Origin of the sequence: Plantimonas leprariae (assembly GCF_008802405.1) — a bacterium.
Classification (GTDB): Bacteria; Pseudomonadota; Alphaproteobacteria; order Rhizobiales; family Rhizobiaceae; genus Plantimonas; species Plantimonas leprariae.
Genome location: NZ_VZDO01000004.1, coordinates 286,062 through 300,887, shown reverse-complemented (window position 1 = coordinate 300,887; position 14,826 = coordinate 286,062). Strand labels below are relative to the sequence as shown.

Genomic DNA, 14,826 nt, shown 5'->3' with positions numbered 1-14,826 from the left:
ATGGCGAACGCCTTGATCCCCGAGCTCGCCGTCACCGACTGGCGCCGGAGCCTCGCCTTCTACCGCGACGTGATCGGTTTCACCGTTCGCTATCTACGAGAAGACGAAGGCTTCGCGTTTCTGGAACTCGGGCCAGCCGAGCTGATGATCGACCAGATCGGGCTCGGGCGCGACTTCGATGCGGACGGACGGCTGCGGCCGCCGCTCGGCGCCGGGCTGAACCTTCAACTCGCCGTGCCGGATGTCGACGCGGTCTACCGCCGGGTCGTGGCGGCGGGCGCGACGCTCGTCCTCGAGATCGAGGAGCGCTGGTATCGGTGGAGCGACGAAGAGGTTGGGCAGCGGCAGTTCGCAGTCGCCGATCCGGACGGCTACGTGATCCGCCCCATGCAGGCTCTCGGCGCTCGCCCTTGCGTCACGTGATCCGCCGGGTCGCAGCGACCACACCCTAAAAGTTGCAATTGACGGCATTTCCCTCGCCGAAATTCGTCGTATTCATAGGTCGTTAGCAACATCACTGCAATCTTTCACCAGCCACGCCAGCAACTTCTAGTTTGTGCTTGCTGTTCCAGGGTTATGAAGATGCTGCACCTGCGATCGACGGATCATGCGAACACCGCCAAGGCTCTCGACCGCTCGTTCGCGATCGCCGAGTTCACGCCGGACGGGGTGATCCAGCGCGGCAACGACAAGTTCTGCGAGGCGTTCGGCTACAGCCAGGATGAGGTGGTCGGAAAGCATCACCGGATGATGCTCGACGCGGCGGAAGTGAACGGCGAGGAGTATGCGCGCTTCTGGAACCGGCTCCGTGCGGGAGAATGCATCAGCGGACAGTTCTCGCGGCGCGCCAAGGACGGTTCGACCGTTTGGCTGCAGGCGAGCTATACGCCCACCGTCGACCGCAGGGGCCGAGTCACGAAGGTAGTCAAACTCGCCTTCGATATAACCGCCATCAAGTGCAACGCTCTGGAGGATGCGCACAAACTCGAAGCGCTCGATCGCTCGCAGGCGACGATCGAGTTCGCGCCGGACGGTCGCATCCTGACCGCGAACCAGAACTTCCTGGATGTCATGGGCTACGGCCTCGACGAGATCGAAGGCCGGCATCACCGGATGTTCGTCGATCCGGCTTATGCCGCGAGCGCGGAATATGAAGCGTTCTGGGCCAAGCTTCGCGAAGGGCAGTTCCAGTCGAAGGATTTCAAGCGCGTCGGCAAGGGCGGAAAAGAGGTCTGGATCCAAGCCTCCTACAATCCGATCATTCATTGCGAAGGTCACGTTTTCAAGGTGGTCAAGTTCGCGACCGACCTGACGGACCGCATCAACGCGGTCGGGCGGCTCGGCGTCGCGCTGAAATCCCTGGCGCAGGGCAATCTCGCCGACCGGATCGCGGAGCCTTTCATTTCCTCGCTGGACGAACTCCGCGTCAACTACAACGAGGCCGGACGGCAGCTCGAGACAACGATGCAGACCATCCGACAGAACGCCGACGCGATCCGCTCGAATGCGGACGAAGTGCGAGGCGGTGCGGAGCAGCTCGGCAAGCGGACCGAGCAGCAGGCGGCCGCGCTGGAGGAAGCATCCGCCACGCTGGCCGAGATCACCAACGAGGTCCGCGAAACGGCGAAGCGTGCGAACGACGTCGGCGCGCTGATCGCCACCGCGCGCACGGATGCCGAGTTCTCCGGCAGAATCGCCGGCGACGCGATGGCCGCGATGGGTGCGATCGAGCGCTCCTCGGCCGAGATCGGCAAGATCATCGGGGTGATCGACGAGATCGCCTTCCAGACCAACTTGCTGGCGCTGAACGCCGGCGTCGAGGCGGCGCGGGCTGGCGAAGCAGGTCGAGGCTTTGCGGTGGTGGCGCAGGAGGTGCGCGGCCTGGCGCAGCGTTCGGCGGAAGCAGCGAAGGAGATCAAGGACCTTATCTCGACTTCCGCCGCTCAGGTCGGCCACGGCGTGTCGCTGGTCGGGCAGTCCGGCAAGTCGCTCGGCGCCATCATCGCCAAGGTGACCGAGATCGACGGTCACGTCGCGTCGATCGTCCAGTCGGCGCGGACGCAGGCGGCCGGCCTGCAGGATCTCAGCGCCGCGGTCGACACGCTCGACAAGAACACGCAGCAGAACGCCTCGATGGTCGACAGCTCGCTGGCGGCGAGCAACGGACTCGCGAGCGAGGCGAACGCCCTGTCGGATGCGCTGAGCGCCTTCAGCGTCTCCGCTCCGCCCTCCGGTAAGGGAGCGGGGCATCGTTCGGGGCAGGTCTTCGAACTCCGCGACAGGCTCGGCCGGGCGTTCGGCTAGGCGGGCAGCCGGCTGCTTGACGCGGCCGGACATCTTCGCAACTTGAGCGCCGATGCGCGCTTCTCAGGCAGACATACTGATCGTGCCCGGCTATCAGGGCTCCGGTCCCGACCATTGGCAAAGCCGCTGGGAACGACGGCTGTCCACCGCCCGCCGCGTCGAGCAGGCCGAATGGTCGAAGCCCGTTCGCGACGACTGGACGAAAGCGGTCGCCGACGAGGTGAACGCCTCCACCCGGCCGGTCGTGCTCGTCGCCCATTCGCTGGGCGTCGCGACGGCGATCCTCGCGGTGCCGATGTTCCGCCGCCACGTCGCCGGAGCGTTCCTCGTCGCGCCGCCGGACGTCGCCAATCCCGACATCCGGCCGAAGCACCTGATGACGTTCGGTCCCTATCCGACCGACCCGCTGCCCTTCCCGTCGATCGTCATCGCCAGCCGCGACGACCCGTATTCCAGCTACGAGAAGACCGAGGAAACCGCGGCCGGCTGGGGGTCGCTTCTGGTCGATGCCGGCAATTCCGGCCACCTGAACAGGGAAAGCGGCCACGGACCCTGGCCGGAAGGCCTTCTCACCTTCGGCAAGTTCGTGTCGCGCCTGTCGCCCGATCCGATGCCGGAATGGACGGTCAGGTCCTGACCGCCTTCGCGATATCGACGGCCGCCGCCTTCAGCATCGCGATGTCGGAGGAAACGCAGACGAGGCGGTACCCGAAGTCGCGGTAGCGCCGCGCTTCGCCGACGCTCGCCGCGTAGATCGCCGCGATCTTCCCTGCCAATTCGGCGACCTTCGCGACGCGCTCGATCGCCGCGACGCATTCCGCGCTTTCCGGGTTGCGCGTGCCGTCGCCGGCCAGCGCGATCGACAGGTCGGACGGCCCGACGAACACCCCGTCGAGTCCGTCGATGGCGAGAATCGCCTCGAGGTCGTCCAGCGCGGCCCGCGTTTCGATCATGGCGAAGCTCAGCGTCTCGCGATTGGCCGACGCCGCATAGTCGGCCGGCGAATCGTAGCCGTGGACATCGAGGGCGCGCGCCGGCCCGTAGGAGCGCAGGCCGAGCGGCGGATACTTCGCGACGGACACGAAGCGACGCGCGTCCTCGACGGTCTCGATCATCGGCATGATCACCGCGCTGGCGCCGAGGTCGAGCGCTCGGGACACCGTGGCGCGATCGTCCACCGGCACGCGGACGATGGCGGGCTTGCCGAGCGCGCCAGCGACGGCGACCGCCTGCGAGACGCTTTTGAGGTCGTGCAGACCGTGCTGCATGTCGAGCATGATCGCGTCGAACGGCGCGCGCAGCAGCGCCTCGTGCACCAGCGGGTCGATCAGGCTGGACCAGCCGGAGACGACGAGGCCGCTGCCGAGCGCGTCGCGAAGGGACGGCAAGGGCATCGCGCTATTCCGCCATGACCTGACGTTCGGCGAGCAGCAGCATCTCCTCGATCGTCCGGCGAACCTGGTGGTCCGACTGCTGCACCTTGCCTTTGGCGAGATCGTCGCGAATCTTCTCGAACACGTCGTTGTCGCCCGCCTTCATGAAGGAGGCGCGGACGACGTCCTGCGCATAGGTCCGCGCGTCCGGCTCCGGCATGCCGAGCTTCTCGGCGGCCCAGAGCGCGACGAGCTTGTTGCGTCGCGCCTCGATGCGGAAGCGCAGTTCCTGATCGTGAATGAAGCGGTTCTCGAAATCGCGCTCGCGATCGGTCAGCGACATGGCGGGCGGGTCCTCCTGTTGGCGGGTGCGAAGCGTCCGGTGCCCTTCCGTGATAGGGCGCGGCCGGCGGATTTGAAGCGGCCACCCTCTCCTCGCCGCGCCTATCTATTGCAACGGGCGTCCGCGCGACCACCTGTGAGTAACGCCGTTCACGCGGGTGCAAGGGATTTGCGCCAGCATTGTTTCGAGCGAGGCTATGGTCTATTCACGCGGCCGAGATCGACCTTTGGAACGCCTTCGGCCAGGCGTCTCATTCCGGATAGAGCGCAATTGATGACACGTCGCCGCCGTATCTACGAAGGCAAGGGCAAGATCCTTTACGAAGGCCCGGAGCCCGGCACGCTCGTGCAGTTCTTCAAGGACGACGCCACCGCCTTCAACAAGAAGAAGCACGAGATCGTCGACGGCAAGGGCGTCCTCAACAACCGCATCTCGGAATACATCTTCTCGCACCTGAACCGCATGGGCATCCCGACGCATTTCATCCGTCGGCTGAACATGCGCGAGCAGCTGATCAAGGAAGTCGAGATCATCCCGCTCGAGGTCGTGGTGCGCAACATCGCGGCCGGCTCGCTGGCGAAGCGCCTCGGCATCGAGGAAGGCACGGTCCTGCCGCGCTCGATCATCGAGTTCTACTACAAGGCCGACGCCTTGGACGATCCGATGGTGTCGGAAGAGCACATCACGGCATTCGGCTGGGCGAGCCCGCAGGAGATCGACGACATCATGGCGCTGGCCATCCGCGTCAACGACTTCCTCAGCGGCCTCTTCCTCGGCGTCGGCATCCAGCTCGTCGACTTCAAGATGGAGACGGGCCGCCTGTTCGAGGGCGACATGATGCGCATCATCGTCGCCGACGAGATCTCGCCGGATAGCTGCCGCCTTTGGGACGTGCAGACGCAGGAGAAGCTCGACAAGGACCGCTTCCGCCGCGACATGGGCGGCCTCGTCGAGGCTTACCAGGAAGTGGCGCGCCGGCTCGGCATCATGAACGAGAACGAGCCGCCCCGCCCCACGGGGCCGGTGCTGGTCAAGTAAGGCGGCGACGCGGGAAAGCGTCGCGGCCGGCATCGGCGTTGAGACTCGTCTATTCGCGGGACAGGAACATCAAGTGAAGGCAGGGCAATGATCCGGGCGCGCGTCGTCGTCACGCTGAAGAACGGCGTCCTCGACCCGCAGGGCAAGGCGATCGAGGGCGCGCTCGGCACCCTCGGCTTCGCGGGCTTCGGCTCGGTGCGGCAGGGCAAGGTCTTCGACGTGGAGGTCGAGGGCGAGGACCGCGACGCCGCCCGCGACCAGCTCACCGCCATGTGCGACAAGCTTCTCGCCAACACGGTGATCGAGAACTACTCGGTGGAGTTCGTCTGACCCGCCTCACCCGGCTGCCCGACTCTTCCGGGCTTGGATGAAGGAACGCATCGCGATGCCCGCGTTCGATCGGTTCGGTTTCACCCGTCGAGCATCACTGATCGCCATGTCCGGCATCGTTCTGCTCTCGGCGTCGGATATCGCGTCGGCGGTCGAGCCGGCCGGATGGAGCAGGCCGCTCCACGGCGTGGTGGTGCCGCTGCCGCCCGAATGGACGAGCGAATACGACCCGGGTAAGGGCGGCGAGGCGCAGTCGCTGAACATGAAGTGCAACACCGCCGAATGCGAAGCGACCCAGGAAGTCTGCACGGTCGTCGTGACGAACGATCCGATTTCCGACCCCGGTTCGTCCCGGCGGCCTGGTTCGTTTCCATGACGATCGGCAGCGACAAGATCCGCGAGAGCCTGCTGAAGAACGCCAAACCCGGCACCGAGGTGACGCGCGAGCCGGGGACGATGTGGCTCGGCGACCGGTCGTGGTATGTCGCCGAGCATCTCGCACCCTACGGCTGGAAGTCGCTGTCGCACGCGACCACCGTGATCGACGGGCGCTTCATCCGCGTGCGCTGCCGGACCTGCGAGCGCGACGAGAACCGTTTCGACTTCGCGCACAAGCTGCTCGCCTCGATCAAGGTCGTGCCATGAAATCCGCCGTCGTCCTTCTGCCCGGCCTCAACCGCGACCGCGACATGATCGCGGCGCTGCGCACGATCTCCGGCAGCGAGCCGCTGACCGTCTGGCAGACGGCCACGGCGATCCCGCCGGTGGACCTGATCGTCGTACCGGGTGGTTTTTCGTTCGGGGACTACCTGCGCTGCGGCGCGATCGCCGCCCGCTCGCCGGTGATGCGTGCCGTGGCGGACGAGGCGGCGCGCGGCGTGCCGGTGCTTGGCGTCTGCAACGGCTTCCAGATCCTTTGCGAGGCGGGGCTGCTGCCGGGCGCGCTGATGCGCAACACGACGCTGCGCTTCGTCTGCCGCGAGGTGAAGCTGGAAGTCGTCAACGCCCGGACCCGCTTCACCACCGCCTACGCGCCGGGCCAGGTCATCCGCTGCCCGGTGGCGCACCACGACGGCAACTACTTCGCCGACGAGGCGACGATCGCGCGCCTCCACGACGAGGACCGCGTGGTCTTCCGCTACGCGGACGGCACCAATCCGAACGGCGCGACGCGCGATATCGCCGGCATCGTCAACGAGGCCGGCAACGTCCTCGGCCTAATGCCGCATCCGGAGAACCTGATCGAGCCCGAACATGGCGGCACCGACGGGCGCGGCATCTTCGAGTCGGCGCTCGGGCTGACGGCGAGGATCGCGGCGTGAGCCTTCGCACCCCTTCAACCGCCCTCCTCGTGCTCGGCATCCTCCTCGCCGGCTGTTCGTCGCCGCGGCAGGTTTCCGCGCCGCCGCGCGGCGGCTCGGCGCTCGACCGCATGGAGCGGCTGACGCTCGCGGCGAACCGCTGCTGGTTCAAGTCGGGCGATCCGGCCTTCGCCTCCTATTCCCTCGCGCCGGAACTCTCGTCCTTCTCGGGCCGGCCGCGCTTCCTGCTCGTGCCGAAGGGGCGGCCGGAAGCGAAGCCGCTGCTCGTGGTTGAGGGGCGCAACGGCTCGTCCAGCGTCGACACCTACGGCCCGGTGATGGACACCGCCCTCGGCGGTCGCGTCGGCGCGGACATCCGCCGCTGGAACGGCGGCGCGACGGGATGCTCGGCGTGAAGCCGGCGGCCGTCATCGGCACCAGCATGCTGGTTTCCGCCTTGTCCGGCTGCGTCTACGCGAACGGCTTCTACGAGACGTTCGACACGCGCGTGGAACCGGCCGCGATGGTGACGCCAGCTTCGGCGGCTCGTGCGGAACCACCCCCGAGCGCGACGGAAATCCGCTATGTCCACGACACCGCGCGTGTCGTGTTCCGCCGTCGACCGGCCGAGCGCACGCCCGATTTCGTCGCGCAAGGCCCGGACGGCTACGCGATCTGCCTGCGCTCGGGCCGCGACTACGCGCTGCTCGTCTTCGCGCGACGCGTGTTCGAGGACGCCATCAGTCAGGCGGCGGACGACGCGCGCATCCTGCGCTCATCCGCCGACACCGCCGTCTGCCGCTCCGGCAGCCAGCGCTGGATCGCCACGTAAGAGCTTCGATGTCAGCCGTCGCCATCACGCCCGAACTCGTCGCCGCTCACGGTCTCAAGCCTGACGAGTACCAGCGCATCCTCGACCTCATCGGCCGCGAGCCGACCATCGTCGAGCTCGGCATCTTCTCGGCGATGTGGAACGAGCACTGTTCCTACAAGTCTTCGAAACGCTGGCTGCGCACCCTGCCGACCAAGGGCGAGCGCGTGATCCAGGGACCCGGCGAGAACGCCGGCGTGGTCGATATCGGCGACGGGCTCTGCGTCATCTTCAAGATGGAATCGCACAACCACCCGTCCTTCATCGAGCCCTATCAAGGCGCGGCGACGGGCGTCGGCGGCATCCTGCGCGACGTTTTCACCATGGGCGCGCGGCCGATCGCGGCGATGAACGCGCTCCGCTTCGGCGCGCCTGATCATCCGAAGACGCGGCATCTGGTAGCGGGCGTCGTCGCGGGCGTCGGCGGCTACGGCAACTCCTTCGGGGTGCCGACCGTCGGCGGCGAAGTGAACTTCCATCCGCGCTACAACGGCAACTGCCTCGTCAACGCCTTCGCCGCCGGCCTCGCGCGGACGGATTCGGTGTTCTATTCGAAGGCGGAAGGCGTCGGGCTGCCGGTCGTCTATCTCGGCGCGAAGACCGGCCGCGACGGCGTCGGCGGCGCCACGATGGCCTCCGCCGAGTTCGACGACACGATCGAGGAGAAGCGCCCGACCGTGCAGGTCGGCGACCCCTTCACCGAGAAATGCCTGCTCGAAGCCTGCCTCGAACTGATGCAGACGGGGGCCGTCGTTGCGATCCAGGACATGGGCGCGGCCGGCCTCACCTGCTCGGCGGTCGAGATGGGCGCCAAGGGCGACCTCGGCATCGAGCTCGATCTCGACAAGGTGCCGGTGCGCGAGGCGCGGATGAGCGCCTACGAGATGATGCTCTCCGAAAGCCAAGAGCGGATGCTCATGGTGCTCCGGCCGGAGAAGCATGCCGAGGCCGAGGCCGTTTTCCGCAAGTGGGGCCTCGACTTCGCGGTGGTCGGCCGCACCACGGACGACCTGCGCTTCCGCATCCTGTTCGCCGGGTCGGAGGTCGCGAACCTGCCGATTAAAGAACTCGGCGACGAGGCGCCGGAATACGACCGCCCGTGGATCGAGCCCGAGCCCGCGACCGTCGTCCATCCCGCCGATCTCGCCGCACAGGACGATTACGGCGCGGTGCTTTTGAAGCTGATGGGCTCGCCCGACATCGCCTCGCGCCGCTGGGTGTTCGAACAGTACGATACGCTGATCCAGGGCAATTCGCTGCAGCGCCCGGGCGGCGACGCCGGAGTCGTGCGGGTCGACGGCCACCCATCGAAGGCGCTTGCCTTCACCAGCGACGTGACGCCGCGCTACTGCGAGGCGGACCCATATCAGGGCGGTGCGCAGGCCGTTGCCGAAGCGTGGCGCAACCTCACCGCCGTCGGAGCGGAACCGATCGCGGCGACCGACAACCTAAACTTCGGCAACCCCGAGAAGCCGCGCGCCATGGGCCAGCTTGTCCGGGCGGTCCAAGGCATTGGCGATGCCTGCCGCGCCCTCGGCTTCCCGATCGTCTCCGGCAATGTCTCGCTCTACAACGAAACGCATGGCGCGGCGATCCTGCCGACGCCGACCATCGGCGGTGTCGGGCTGATCGAGGACCGGACGAAAACGGCCCGCATCGGCGGCATGCGGCCGGGCGATGCGCTGTTCCTCGTCGGCGAGGAGGGCTCGCATCTCGGAGCCTCGATTTATCTGCGCGAGATCGAAGGACGCGAGGACGGCGCGCCGCCGCGCGTCGACCTCGAAGCCGAGAAGCGCAACGGCGACTTCGTGCGCGGACTCATCCGCTCCGGCACCGTTTCCGCCTGCCACGACCTGTCCGACGGCGGTCTGGCGGTGGCGATGGCGGAGATGTGCATCGCCTCGGGCGTCGGAGCGGAGATCACCGTCGGAGAGAACCGCACGCAGGCGCATGCACTGCTCTTCGGCGAGGATCAGGCCCGCTATATCTTGGCGGTGCCGATGGATCGCATCGTCGAGATCAGCGCGCTGAAGGCGACGGCCGGCGTGCTTTTCCGCCGGCTGGGTATGGCGGAAGAAGGCGGCCGGCTGCGCATCGACGACGTCGTGGACGTCCCGGTCGCCGACCTCACCGTCGCGCACGAAAGCTGGTTCCCAGCATTCATGTCCGGCGAGATCGTGACCGAAGCGGCGGCCTGAGCGGCGGTTGGAAAAGCCGGCACGGGCGTATATCTTCACCTCCCAAGAGGTGAAGTTCATGGAACGCGATTATCGCAATCGAGCCGAAAACAACGAAGCTCGGTCCATCGAGACCGGCGCAACGACCGAGCGCGATGTCGCGCCTTCGGAAGGCTTGCGTTCGATTCCGCGTGACGACGCACGAAAGCTGTTGAAGAACATCCTCTCCGAACGATCGGAAGTTTTCCGGAAACTCGCTCGATAGGATGCGGTTTGCCCTCCCCGACCGGGAGACCATCCTCGATGCCCATGAACAGCAGATCGCGGCATTCGGCGGTCTGTCGGGCGTCCGTGACGAAGGTCTGCTCGATTCCGCCCTCGCCCGACCAGCGAACCTGCTCGCCTATGGCGCGGGCGATGTGGACATTTGCCAGGTGGCTGCATCGCTCGGCTACGGACTGGCGAAGAACCACGCATTCTTCGACGGCAACAAGCGGACGTCGCTTGCCGCGACATATCTCGTCCTCGCCTATGGCGGCTATCGGATCGTCGCACACGACGAGGCGTTGTTCGAAACTTGGCAAGCACTGGCAGCGGGGACGATCGGGGAGCGAGAACTGGCGGACTGGCTTCGCGCCAATATCGAGCTTCGGCGTGAATAGACGCGAAGCGCGGTTGAGCCTCGATTGATCAGCAGCCGGGTCGCACATATCCTTCGGTCCGACGACCGGTGTATCCGGCCGTCATGAGGGGAGCCTTTCCATGCCGATGAATGCGCGCGACATCGAGAAGATGATCAAGGACGCGATCCCCGACGCCACCGTCACCATCCGCGACCTCGCCGGCGACGGCGACCACTACGCGGCGGAGATCGTCGCCGAGAGCTTTCGCGGCAAGAGCCGCGTCCAGCAGCACCAGATGGTCTATCAGGCCTTGCAGGGGAACATGGGCGGCGAGCTTCATGCTCTCGCCCTCCAGACCAGCGCGCCGAAATAGGCCGCGGCACTTCAAAGCCGCGCTCCGGAGGCGTATCTAGGGATCGGCGCTGCGGCATCCGTCCCGCAGAGATCGACAGCAGCACAGGACGCCAAGATGAGCGGCATCAACGATTGGATCGACAACGAGGTGAAGACGAACGACGTCGTTCTCTTCATGAAAGGCACGCCGGCCTTCCCGCAATGCGGCTTCTCCGGTCAGGTCGTGCAGATTCTCGACTACGTCGGCGTCGAGTACAAGGGCATCAACGTCCTGTCCTCCGACGAACTCCGGCAGGGGATCAAGGGCTACAGCGACTGGCCGACGATCCCGCAGCTCTACGTCAAGGGCGAGTTCGTCGGCGGCTGCGATATCGTGCGCGAGATGTTCCAGGCCGAGGAGTTGAAGGACTTCCTCGCGGAGAAGGGCGTGGCGCTGGCACCCGCCGCCGCCTGAACTGCCGAGCGATCGTATTCGAGGGCCCGCGCCCCACTCGCGGGCCTTTTCGTTTGTGAGCACTACGGTCACGCGCCGTTGCCGGCGGGCAGGACGATGTGATCGTCGGCCCTGACATAAAAACCTCGCGATCCTTGCAAACCACGCCCTCGCGGGTATGTCTGCGGGCAACCCGAAAGGATCGTCGATGTCCGAGGCCGCTCGCCCGAGCGCAGCTCAGCGCCTTCCCTATTGGGAACTCGTCACCATGATCGCGTCGCTGATGGCGCTGAACGCGGCGGCGATCGATATCCTGATTCCGGCCCTGCAGCAGATCGGAGCGACCCTCGGGGTCGAGACGGAGAACCAGCGCCAGCTCGCCATCTCCTCCTACGTCTTCGGGTTCGGCGCGGCGCAGATCGTCTATGGACCGCTGTCGGATCGCTTCGGCCGCCGGCCACTCCTGTTCGTCGGTCTCGCCATCTACATCCTGGCGTCCTTCGCCGCCGCGCGGTCCCCGACATTCGAGGCGCTGCTGGTCGCCCGCTGCATTCAGGGCATCGGCGCGGCGGCGACCCGGGTCATCGCGGTCTCGATCGTGCGCGACTGCTTTGGCGGCGCGCGCATGGCGAGCGTCATGTCGCTCGTCATGATGGTCTTCATGGCGGTGCCGATCATCGCGCCGAACATCGGCAATGCGATCATGATCTTCGGCAGCTGGCAGGAGATCTTCATCGTCAACTGCGTCTTCGCGACCTTCGTCACGCTGTGGGTCGCCGCCCGCCTGCCCGAAACGCTGCACCCGGAGGACAAGCGACCGCTGACGCCGAGGAAGACGGCCGAAGCCTTCCGCATCGTCCTGACCAACCGGCGCTCGCTCGGCTATTCGATCGCCGCGGCACTGCTGTTCGGCGTGCTGTTCGGCTTCATCAACCAGGCGGAGCAGGTCTATACCGGCATCTTCAAGATCGGGCCGCTGTTCACGCTCTACTTCTCGACGGCGGCTTTCTTCATGGCTGCGGCATCGTTCACCAATTCGCGACTGGTGGAGCGTTTCGGCATGCGCCGCCTGTCGCACGGCGCGCTGTGCGGCTTCATCGCGCTCTCGGCGATCCAGCTCCTGATCAGCGGCGTGCTCGGGTTCATGCCGTTCTGGCTGTTCCTGCCGCTGGTCATCCTGACCTTCGGCCTGTTCGGCTTCATCGGCACGAACTTCAACGCGCTGGCGCTCGACCCGCTGGGCCATGTCGCGGGCACGGCGTCCTCGGTGATCGGCTTCATGCAGACGTTGCTCGGAGGCGCGCTCGGCGCGCTCATCGGCGCTTGCTACGACGGCACCTTGCGGCCGCTCTATGCGGGCTTCCTGCTCCTGTCCCTCAGCGCGTTGGTCGGCGTTCTCCTCGCCGAACGCGGCCGGATGTTCGACCGGCCGGGCGAGGTGCATCTGCATCTGCCGGAGGCGGAGGCGCAGACGCCGGCCGAATAATCGGCGCTCAGTCGCCGGCGGCGACCCAGTAGTCCACCACAGTCACATGTTCCACATGCGGGCGGATGTGGTCGCCGAAGGCGACATGGTCGGGATGCGTGAGGTAGGCGTCCCGATCGGCCTCGTTCGCGAACGCCATCTGGAAGCAGTGCGTGTGGCCGTTCGCCTTGCCTTCCGGGCTGACGTTCCGGCCCCACTCGAATGCCGCGACGCCCGGCACCAGCTGCGGCAGCAGCGCGAACCGTCGCACGCACTCGGCGACATCGGCATCGGTCGAGCTGCCCTTGAAGCCGAACAGCACGACGTGTCGCAGCAGCCTGGTTTGCGCGGCCATGGCGCTCCTCCCCCAGTTCTATTCCGAATATCAGCGCGCCGGACCGCTTCCGAAGACGGTCTGGTGCGCGAGGCTCCAGCTCGCCTCGTCCACCGCGACGAGCAGACCGCCGTCGACGTGCCCGGGGCGATAGAGCGACCCGTCGAGCCGGCGGACATGCGCGCCGGCTTCCTCGACGATGGCGACGCCCGGCAGGTGATCCCAGGGCATCAGCTTGGCGAAGAGGGCGAGATGCGCCGTGCCGGCCGCCATCGACCAGTATTCGTAGGCGGCACAGCGATAGTTCGCCGTCGTCTTGAAGGCGGCGAAGCTGCCGAAGATTTCGCGCCGCTGCGCCTGCGGGAACAGGCTCGGCGCGCCGAGAGCGATCATCTCCGCCAGCGGCGCGGGAGCGGCGAGCTTCAGACGCGAGCGCTCGCCCTTCCGATCGAGGAAGGCGCCGCCGCCGCGCTCGGCGAGGATGAAGTCGCGGCCGAGCGGATCGTAGATGATGCCCGCCACCGTCTGCCCCTTCGACACGACGGCGGCCATGACGCCGAACACCGGCAGGCCGGTGGCGAAGTTCGCCGTGCCGTCGATCGGATCGACCACGATGGCGAGGTCCGCATCGCCGAGCTTGCCGAGGAGAGCGGGATCGGCCGCGACGGACTCCTCGCCGACGAAAAGCGCGCCGGCAAAATGCTCGGCGCACTCGGCTTTGATGAAGCGCTCCGCCGCCTCGTCCGCCTCCGTCACGAGGTCGATGGCGGACGTCTTCTCGCGGATGTCGTCGGGGCCGAGCGCGCGAAAGCGCGGCATGATCTCGGTTTCCGCGGCGCTCTGAATAATGCGCGCCAGCGTATCGACATCGACATGTGAGGTCACGAAAGAGCGTCCTGCTTGGAACTGAGCCGGGCGAAATCGAACAGCGAATGGTCGAGCAGATGTCCGGGGCGGACGTTGGCGAGCGCCCGGATCATCGTCTCCTTGCGCCCCGGAAAACGCGCTTCGAGATCGGCCAGCATGGATTTGACGACGTTGCGCTGCAACCCGTCCTGGCTGCCGCAGAGGTCGCAGGGGATGATCGGGAAGGCCATCGCGGCGGAGAACTTCGCGACGTCGTCCTCGGCCGAGCGAATGAGGGGCCGCAACACCGCCACGTCGCCCTCGTCGTTCATGAGCTTCGGCGGCATGGCGGAAAGCCGGCCACCCTGCAAGAGGTTCATGAAGAACGTTTCGAGGCAGTCCTCGCGATGGTGGCCGAGCACCAGCACCTCGCAGCCCTCCTCCCGCGCGATACGGTAGAGATTGCCACGCCGAAGCCGCGAGCACAGCGAGCAGTAAGTCGCGCCACTCGGCACCTTCTCTTTCACCACCGAATAGGTGTCACGATACTCGATCCGGTGCGGAATGCCGTGCCGGGTGAGAAAGTTCGGCAGCACCTGCTTCGGGAAGTTCGGCTGGCCCTGGTCGAGATTGCAGGCGAGAAGGTCGACCGGCAGATGGCCGCGCCATTGCAGGTCGAGCAGGATGGCAAGCAAGGCGTAGGAGTCCTTGCCGCCAGATATGCCGACCAGCCAGCGCGCACCGGACCGCGCCATGGCCGCGGCCTCGATCGTCTCGCGAACCTGCCGGGTCAGGCGCTTGCGCAGCTTGCGGAACGAGACGGAGTCCGGCGCGGCCCGGAACAGCGGATGCGCTCCGCCGTCGGCGTCGAAAACTTCGTCCGGCTCGGGATCGGCGACCTTGTCCAGCATCGCAGCTTCGATACACCTCCCGCCCGAAATGCAAAAGACCGCCCGAAGGCGGCCCATCACAACTCGAGGCGAGGAGGCGGTCGCATCGCTCAGTTCTTCGACAGAGCTCGACGGCGATCCTCC

21 protein-coding genes are annotated in these 14,826 nt (G+C 66.6%); 16 read left to right on the top strand and 5 right to left on the bottom strand.

The genetic code is table 11. The features are described from left to right. The 3 genes from F6X38_RS07840 (at nucleotide 1) to F6X38_RS07830 (ending at nucleotide 2,941) form a co-directional block, all read left to right on the top strand. The gene (locus F6X38_RS07840) at nucleotides 1-423 is read left to right on the top strand and encodes a bleomycin resistance protein (protein WP_150969046.1); all 423 of its coding nucleotides are present in this window, start codon (nucleotides 1-3) and stop codon (nucleotides 421-423) included. A gap of 159 nt (nucleotides 424-582) precedes the next feature. Further along, nucleotides 583-2,304 (top strand): methyl-accepting chemotaxis protein, encoded by a 1,722-nt coding sequence (locus F6X38_RS07835; protein ID WP_150969044.1) that lies wholly within the window; start codon nucleotides 583-585, stop codon nucleotides 2,302-2,304. A 52-nt stretch (nucleotides 2,305-2,356) separates the two neighbouring features. Next, nucleotides 2,357-2,941 (top strand): RBBP9/YdeN family alpha/beta hydrolase, encoded by a 585-nt coding sequence (locus tag F6X38_RS07830; protein ID WP_150969043.1) that lies wholly within the window; start codon nucleotides 2,357-2,359, stop codon nucleotides 2,939-2,941. On the opposite strand, the gene F6X38_RS07825 is transcribed toward F6X38_RS07830, so the two are convergent. After that, nucleotides 2,931-3,698, bottom strand: coding sequence for an HpcH/HpaI aldolase family protein (locus F6X38_RS07825; RefSeq protein ID WP_150969041.1), 768 nt, complete (start codon nucleotides 3,696-3,698; stop codon nucleotides 2,931-2,933). The two genes, F6X38_RS07830 and F6X38_RS07825, sit on opposite strands and share 11 nt — an antisense overlap. A 4-nt stretch (nucleotides 3,699-3,702) precedes the next feature. Further along, nucleotides 3,703-4,020 (bottom strand): DUF1476 domain-containing protein, encoded by a 318-nt coding sequence (locus F6X38_RS07820; RefSeq protein ID WP_150969040.1) that lies wholly within the window; start codon nucleotides 4,018-4,020, stop codon nucleotides 3,703-3,705. Between the two features lie 273 nt (nucleotides 4,021-4,293). Here F6X38_RS07820 and purC point away from each other — a divergent pair, with 273 nt between their 5' ends. The 13 genes from purC to F6X38_RS07755 all read left to right on the top strand — a co-directional run bounded on the left by purC (nucleotide 4,294) and on the right by F6X38_RS07755 (nucleotide 12,633). After that, on the top strand, nucleotides 4,294-5,058 hold the full coding sequence (purC, locus tag F6X38_RS07815; protein WP_150969039.1) for a phosphoribosylaminoimidazolesuccinocarboxamide synthase: 765 nt from the start codon (nucleotides 4,294-4,296) through the stop codon (nucleotides 5,056-5,058). Nucleotides 5,059-5,145: 87 nt separating this feature from the next. Further along, complete coding sequence (gene purS, locus F6X38_RS07810; protein ID WP_150969037.1) at nucleotides 5,146-5,388, top strand: phosphoribosylformylglycinamidine synthase subunit PurS; 243 nt, start codon at nucleotides 5,146-5,148, stop codon at nucleotides 5,386-5,388. A 37-nt stretch (nucleotides 5,389-5,425) separates the two neighbouring features. Continuing rightward, nucleotides 5,426-5,764 carry a hypothetical protein gene (locus F6X38_RS07805; RefSeq protein WP_150969035.1) on the top strand — a complete coding sequence of 113 codons (339 nt, stop codon included), beginning with the start codon at nucleotides 5,426-5,428 and terminating at the stop codon, nucleotides 5,762-5,764. Beyond that, the gene (locus F6X38_RS07800; protein WP_150969034.1) at nucleotides 5,761-6,033 is read left to right on the top strand and encodes a hypothetical protein; all 273 of its coding nucleotides are present in this window, start codon (nucleotides 5,761-5,763) and stop codon (nucleotides 6,031-6,033) included. Before F6X38_RS07805 ends, F6X38_RS07800 begins: the two co-directional genes overlap by 4 nt. Continuing rightward, nucleotides 6,030-6,710, top strand: coding sequence for a phosphoribosylformylglycinamidine synthase subunit PurQ (gene purQ / locus F6X38_RS07795; protein ID WP_150969032.1), 681 nt, complete (start codon nucleotides 6,030-6,032; stop codon nucleotides 6,708-6,710). Before F6X38_RS07800 ends, purQ begins: the two co-directional genes overlap by 4 nt. Then, nucleotides 6,707-7,105: a hypothetical protein gene (locus tag F6X38_RS07790; RefSeq protein WP_150969031.1), complete on the top strand. Its 399-nt coding sequence runs from the start codon at nucleotides 6,707-6,709 to the stop codon at nucleotides 7,103-7,105. Before purQ ends, F6X38_RS07790 begins: the two co-directional genes overlap by 4 nt. Beyond that, nucleotides 7,102-7,521 (top strand): hypothetical protein, encoded by a 420-nt coding sequence (locus tag F6X38_RS07785; protein ID WP_150969030.1) that lies wholly within the window; start codon nucleotides 7,102-7,104, stop codon nucleotides 7,519-7,521. The genes F6X38_RS07790 and F6X38_RS07785 overlap by 4 nt, the downstream gene beginning before the upstream one ends. Before the next feature lie 8 nt (nucleotides 7,522-7,529). Beyond that, nucleotides 7,530-9,758 carry a phosphoribosylformylglycinamidine synthase subunit PurL gene (gene purL / locus F6X38_RS07780; protein ID WP_150969029.1) on the top strand — a complete coding sequence of 743 codons (2,229 nt, stop codon included), beginning with the start codon at nucleotides 7,530-7,532 and terminating at the stop codon, nucleotides 9,756-9,758. A 58-nt stretch (nucleotides 9,759-9,816) separates the two neighbouring features. Continuing rightward, the gene (locus tag F6X38_RS07775; RefSeq protein WP_150969028.1) at nucleotides 9,817-10,002 is read left to right on the top strand and encodes a hypothetical protein; all 186 of its coding nucleotides are present in this window, start codon (nucleotides 9,817-9,819) and stop codon (nucleotides 10,000-10,002) included. Between the two features lies 1 nt (nucleotide 10,003). After that, complete coding sequence (locus F6X38_RS07770; protein WP_150969027.1) at nucleotides 10,004-10,399, top strand: type II toxin-antitoxin system death-on-curing family toxin; 396 nt, start codon at nucleotides 10,004-10,006, stop codon at nucleotides 10,397-10,399. Nucleotides 10,400-10,499: 100 nt separating this feature from the next. Then, nucleotides 10,500-10,733, top strand: coding sequence for a BolA/IbaG family iron-sulfur metabolism protein (locus F6X38_RS07765; RefSeq protein ID WP_150969026.1), 234 nt, complete (start codon nucleotides 10,500-10,502; stop codon nucleotides 10,731-10,733). A gap of 96 nt (nucleotides 10,734-10,829) precedes the next feature. Further along, nucleotides 10,830-11,168 (top strand): Grx4 family monothiol glutaredoxin, encoded by a 339-nt coding sequence (gene grxD, locus F6X38_RS07760; protein WP_150969025.1) that lies wholly within the window; start codon nucleotides 10,830-10,832, stop codon nucleotides 11,166-11,168. Between the two features lie 187 nt (nucleotides 11,169-11,355). Further along, a complete protein-coding gene (locus tag F6X38_RS07755) occupies nucleotides 11,356-12,633 on the top strand; it encodes a multidrug effflux MFS transporter (protein ID WP_150969024.1) in 1,278 nt (425 codons plus the stop codon). Between the two features lie 7 nt (nucleotides 12,634-12,640). Here F6X38_RS07755 and F6X38_RS07750 read toward each other — a convergent pair whose 3' ends face one another. Genes F6X38_RS07750 through ttcA form a run of 3 tightly spaced genes read right to left on the bottom strand, consistent with a single transcriptional unit; the run spans nucleotide 12,641 to nucleotide 14,703 of the window. Beyond that, entirely contained in the window at nucleotides 12,641-12,967 is a 327-nt protein-coding gene (locus F6X38_RS07750) for a Dabb family protein (RefSeq protein WP_150969023.1), read from the bottom strand. 30 nt (nucleotides 12,968-12,997) lie between these two features. Further along, nucleotides 12,998-13,831 carry an inositol monophosphatase family protein gene (locus F6X38_RS07745; RefSeq protein WP_150969022.1) on the bottom strand — a complete coding sequence of 278 codons (834 nt, stop codon included), beginning with the start codon at nucleotides 13,829-13,831 and terminating at the stop codon, nucleotides 12,998-13,000. After that, nucleotides 13,828-14,703 carry a tRNA 2-thiocytidine(32) synthetase TtcA gene (gene ttcA, locus F6X38_RS07740; RefSeq protein WP_150969021.1) on the bottom strand — a complete coding sequence of 292 codons (876 nt, stop codon included), beginning with the start codon at nucleotides 14,701-14,703 and terminating at the stop codon, nucleotides 13,828-13,830. Before ttcA ends, F6X38_RS07745 begins: the two co-directional genes overlap by 4 nt. Nucleotides 14,704-14,826 lie beyond the last annotated feature (123 nt).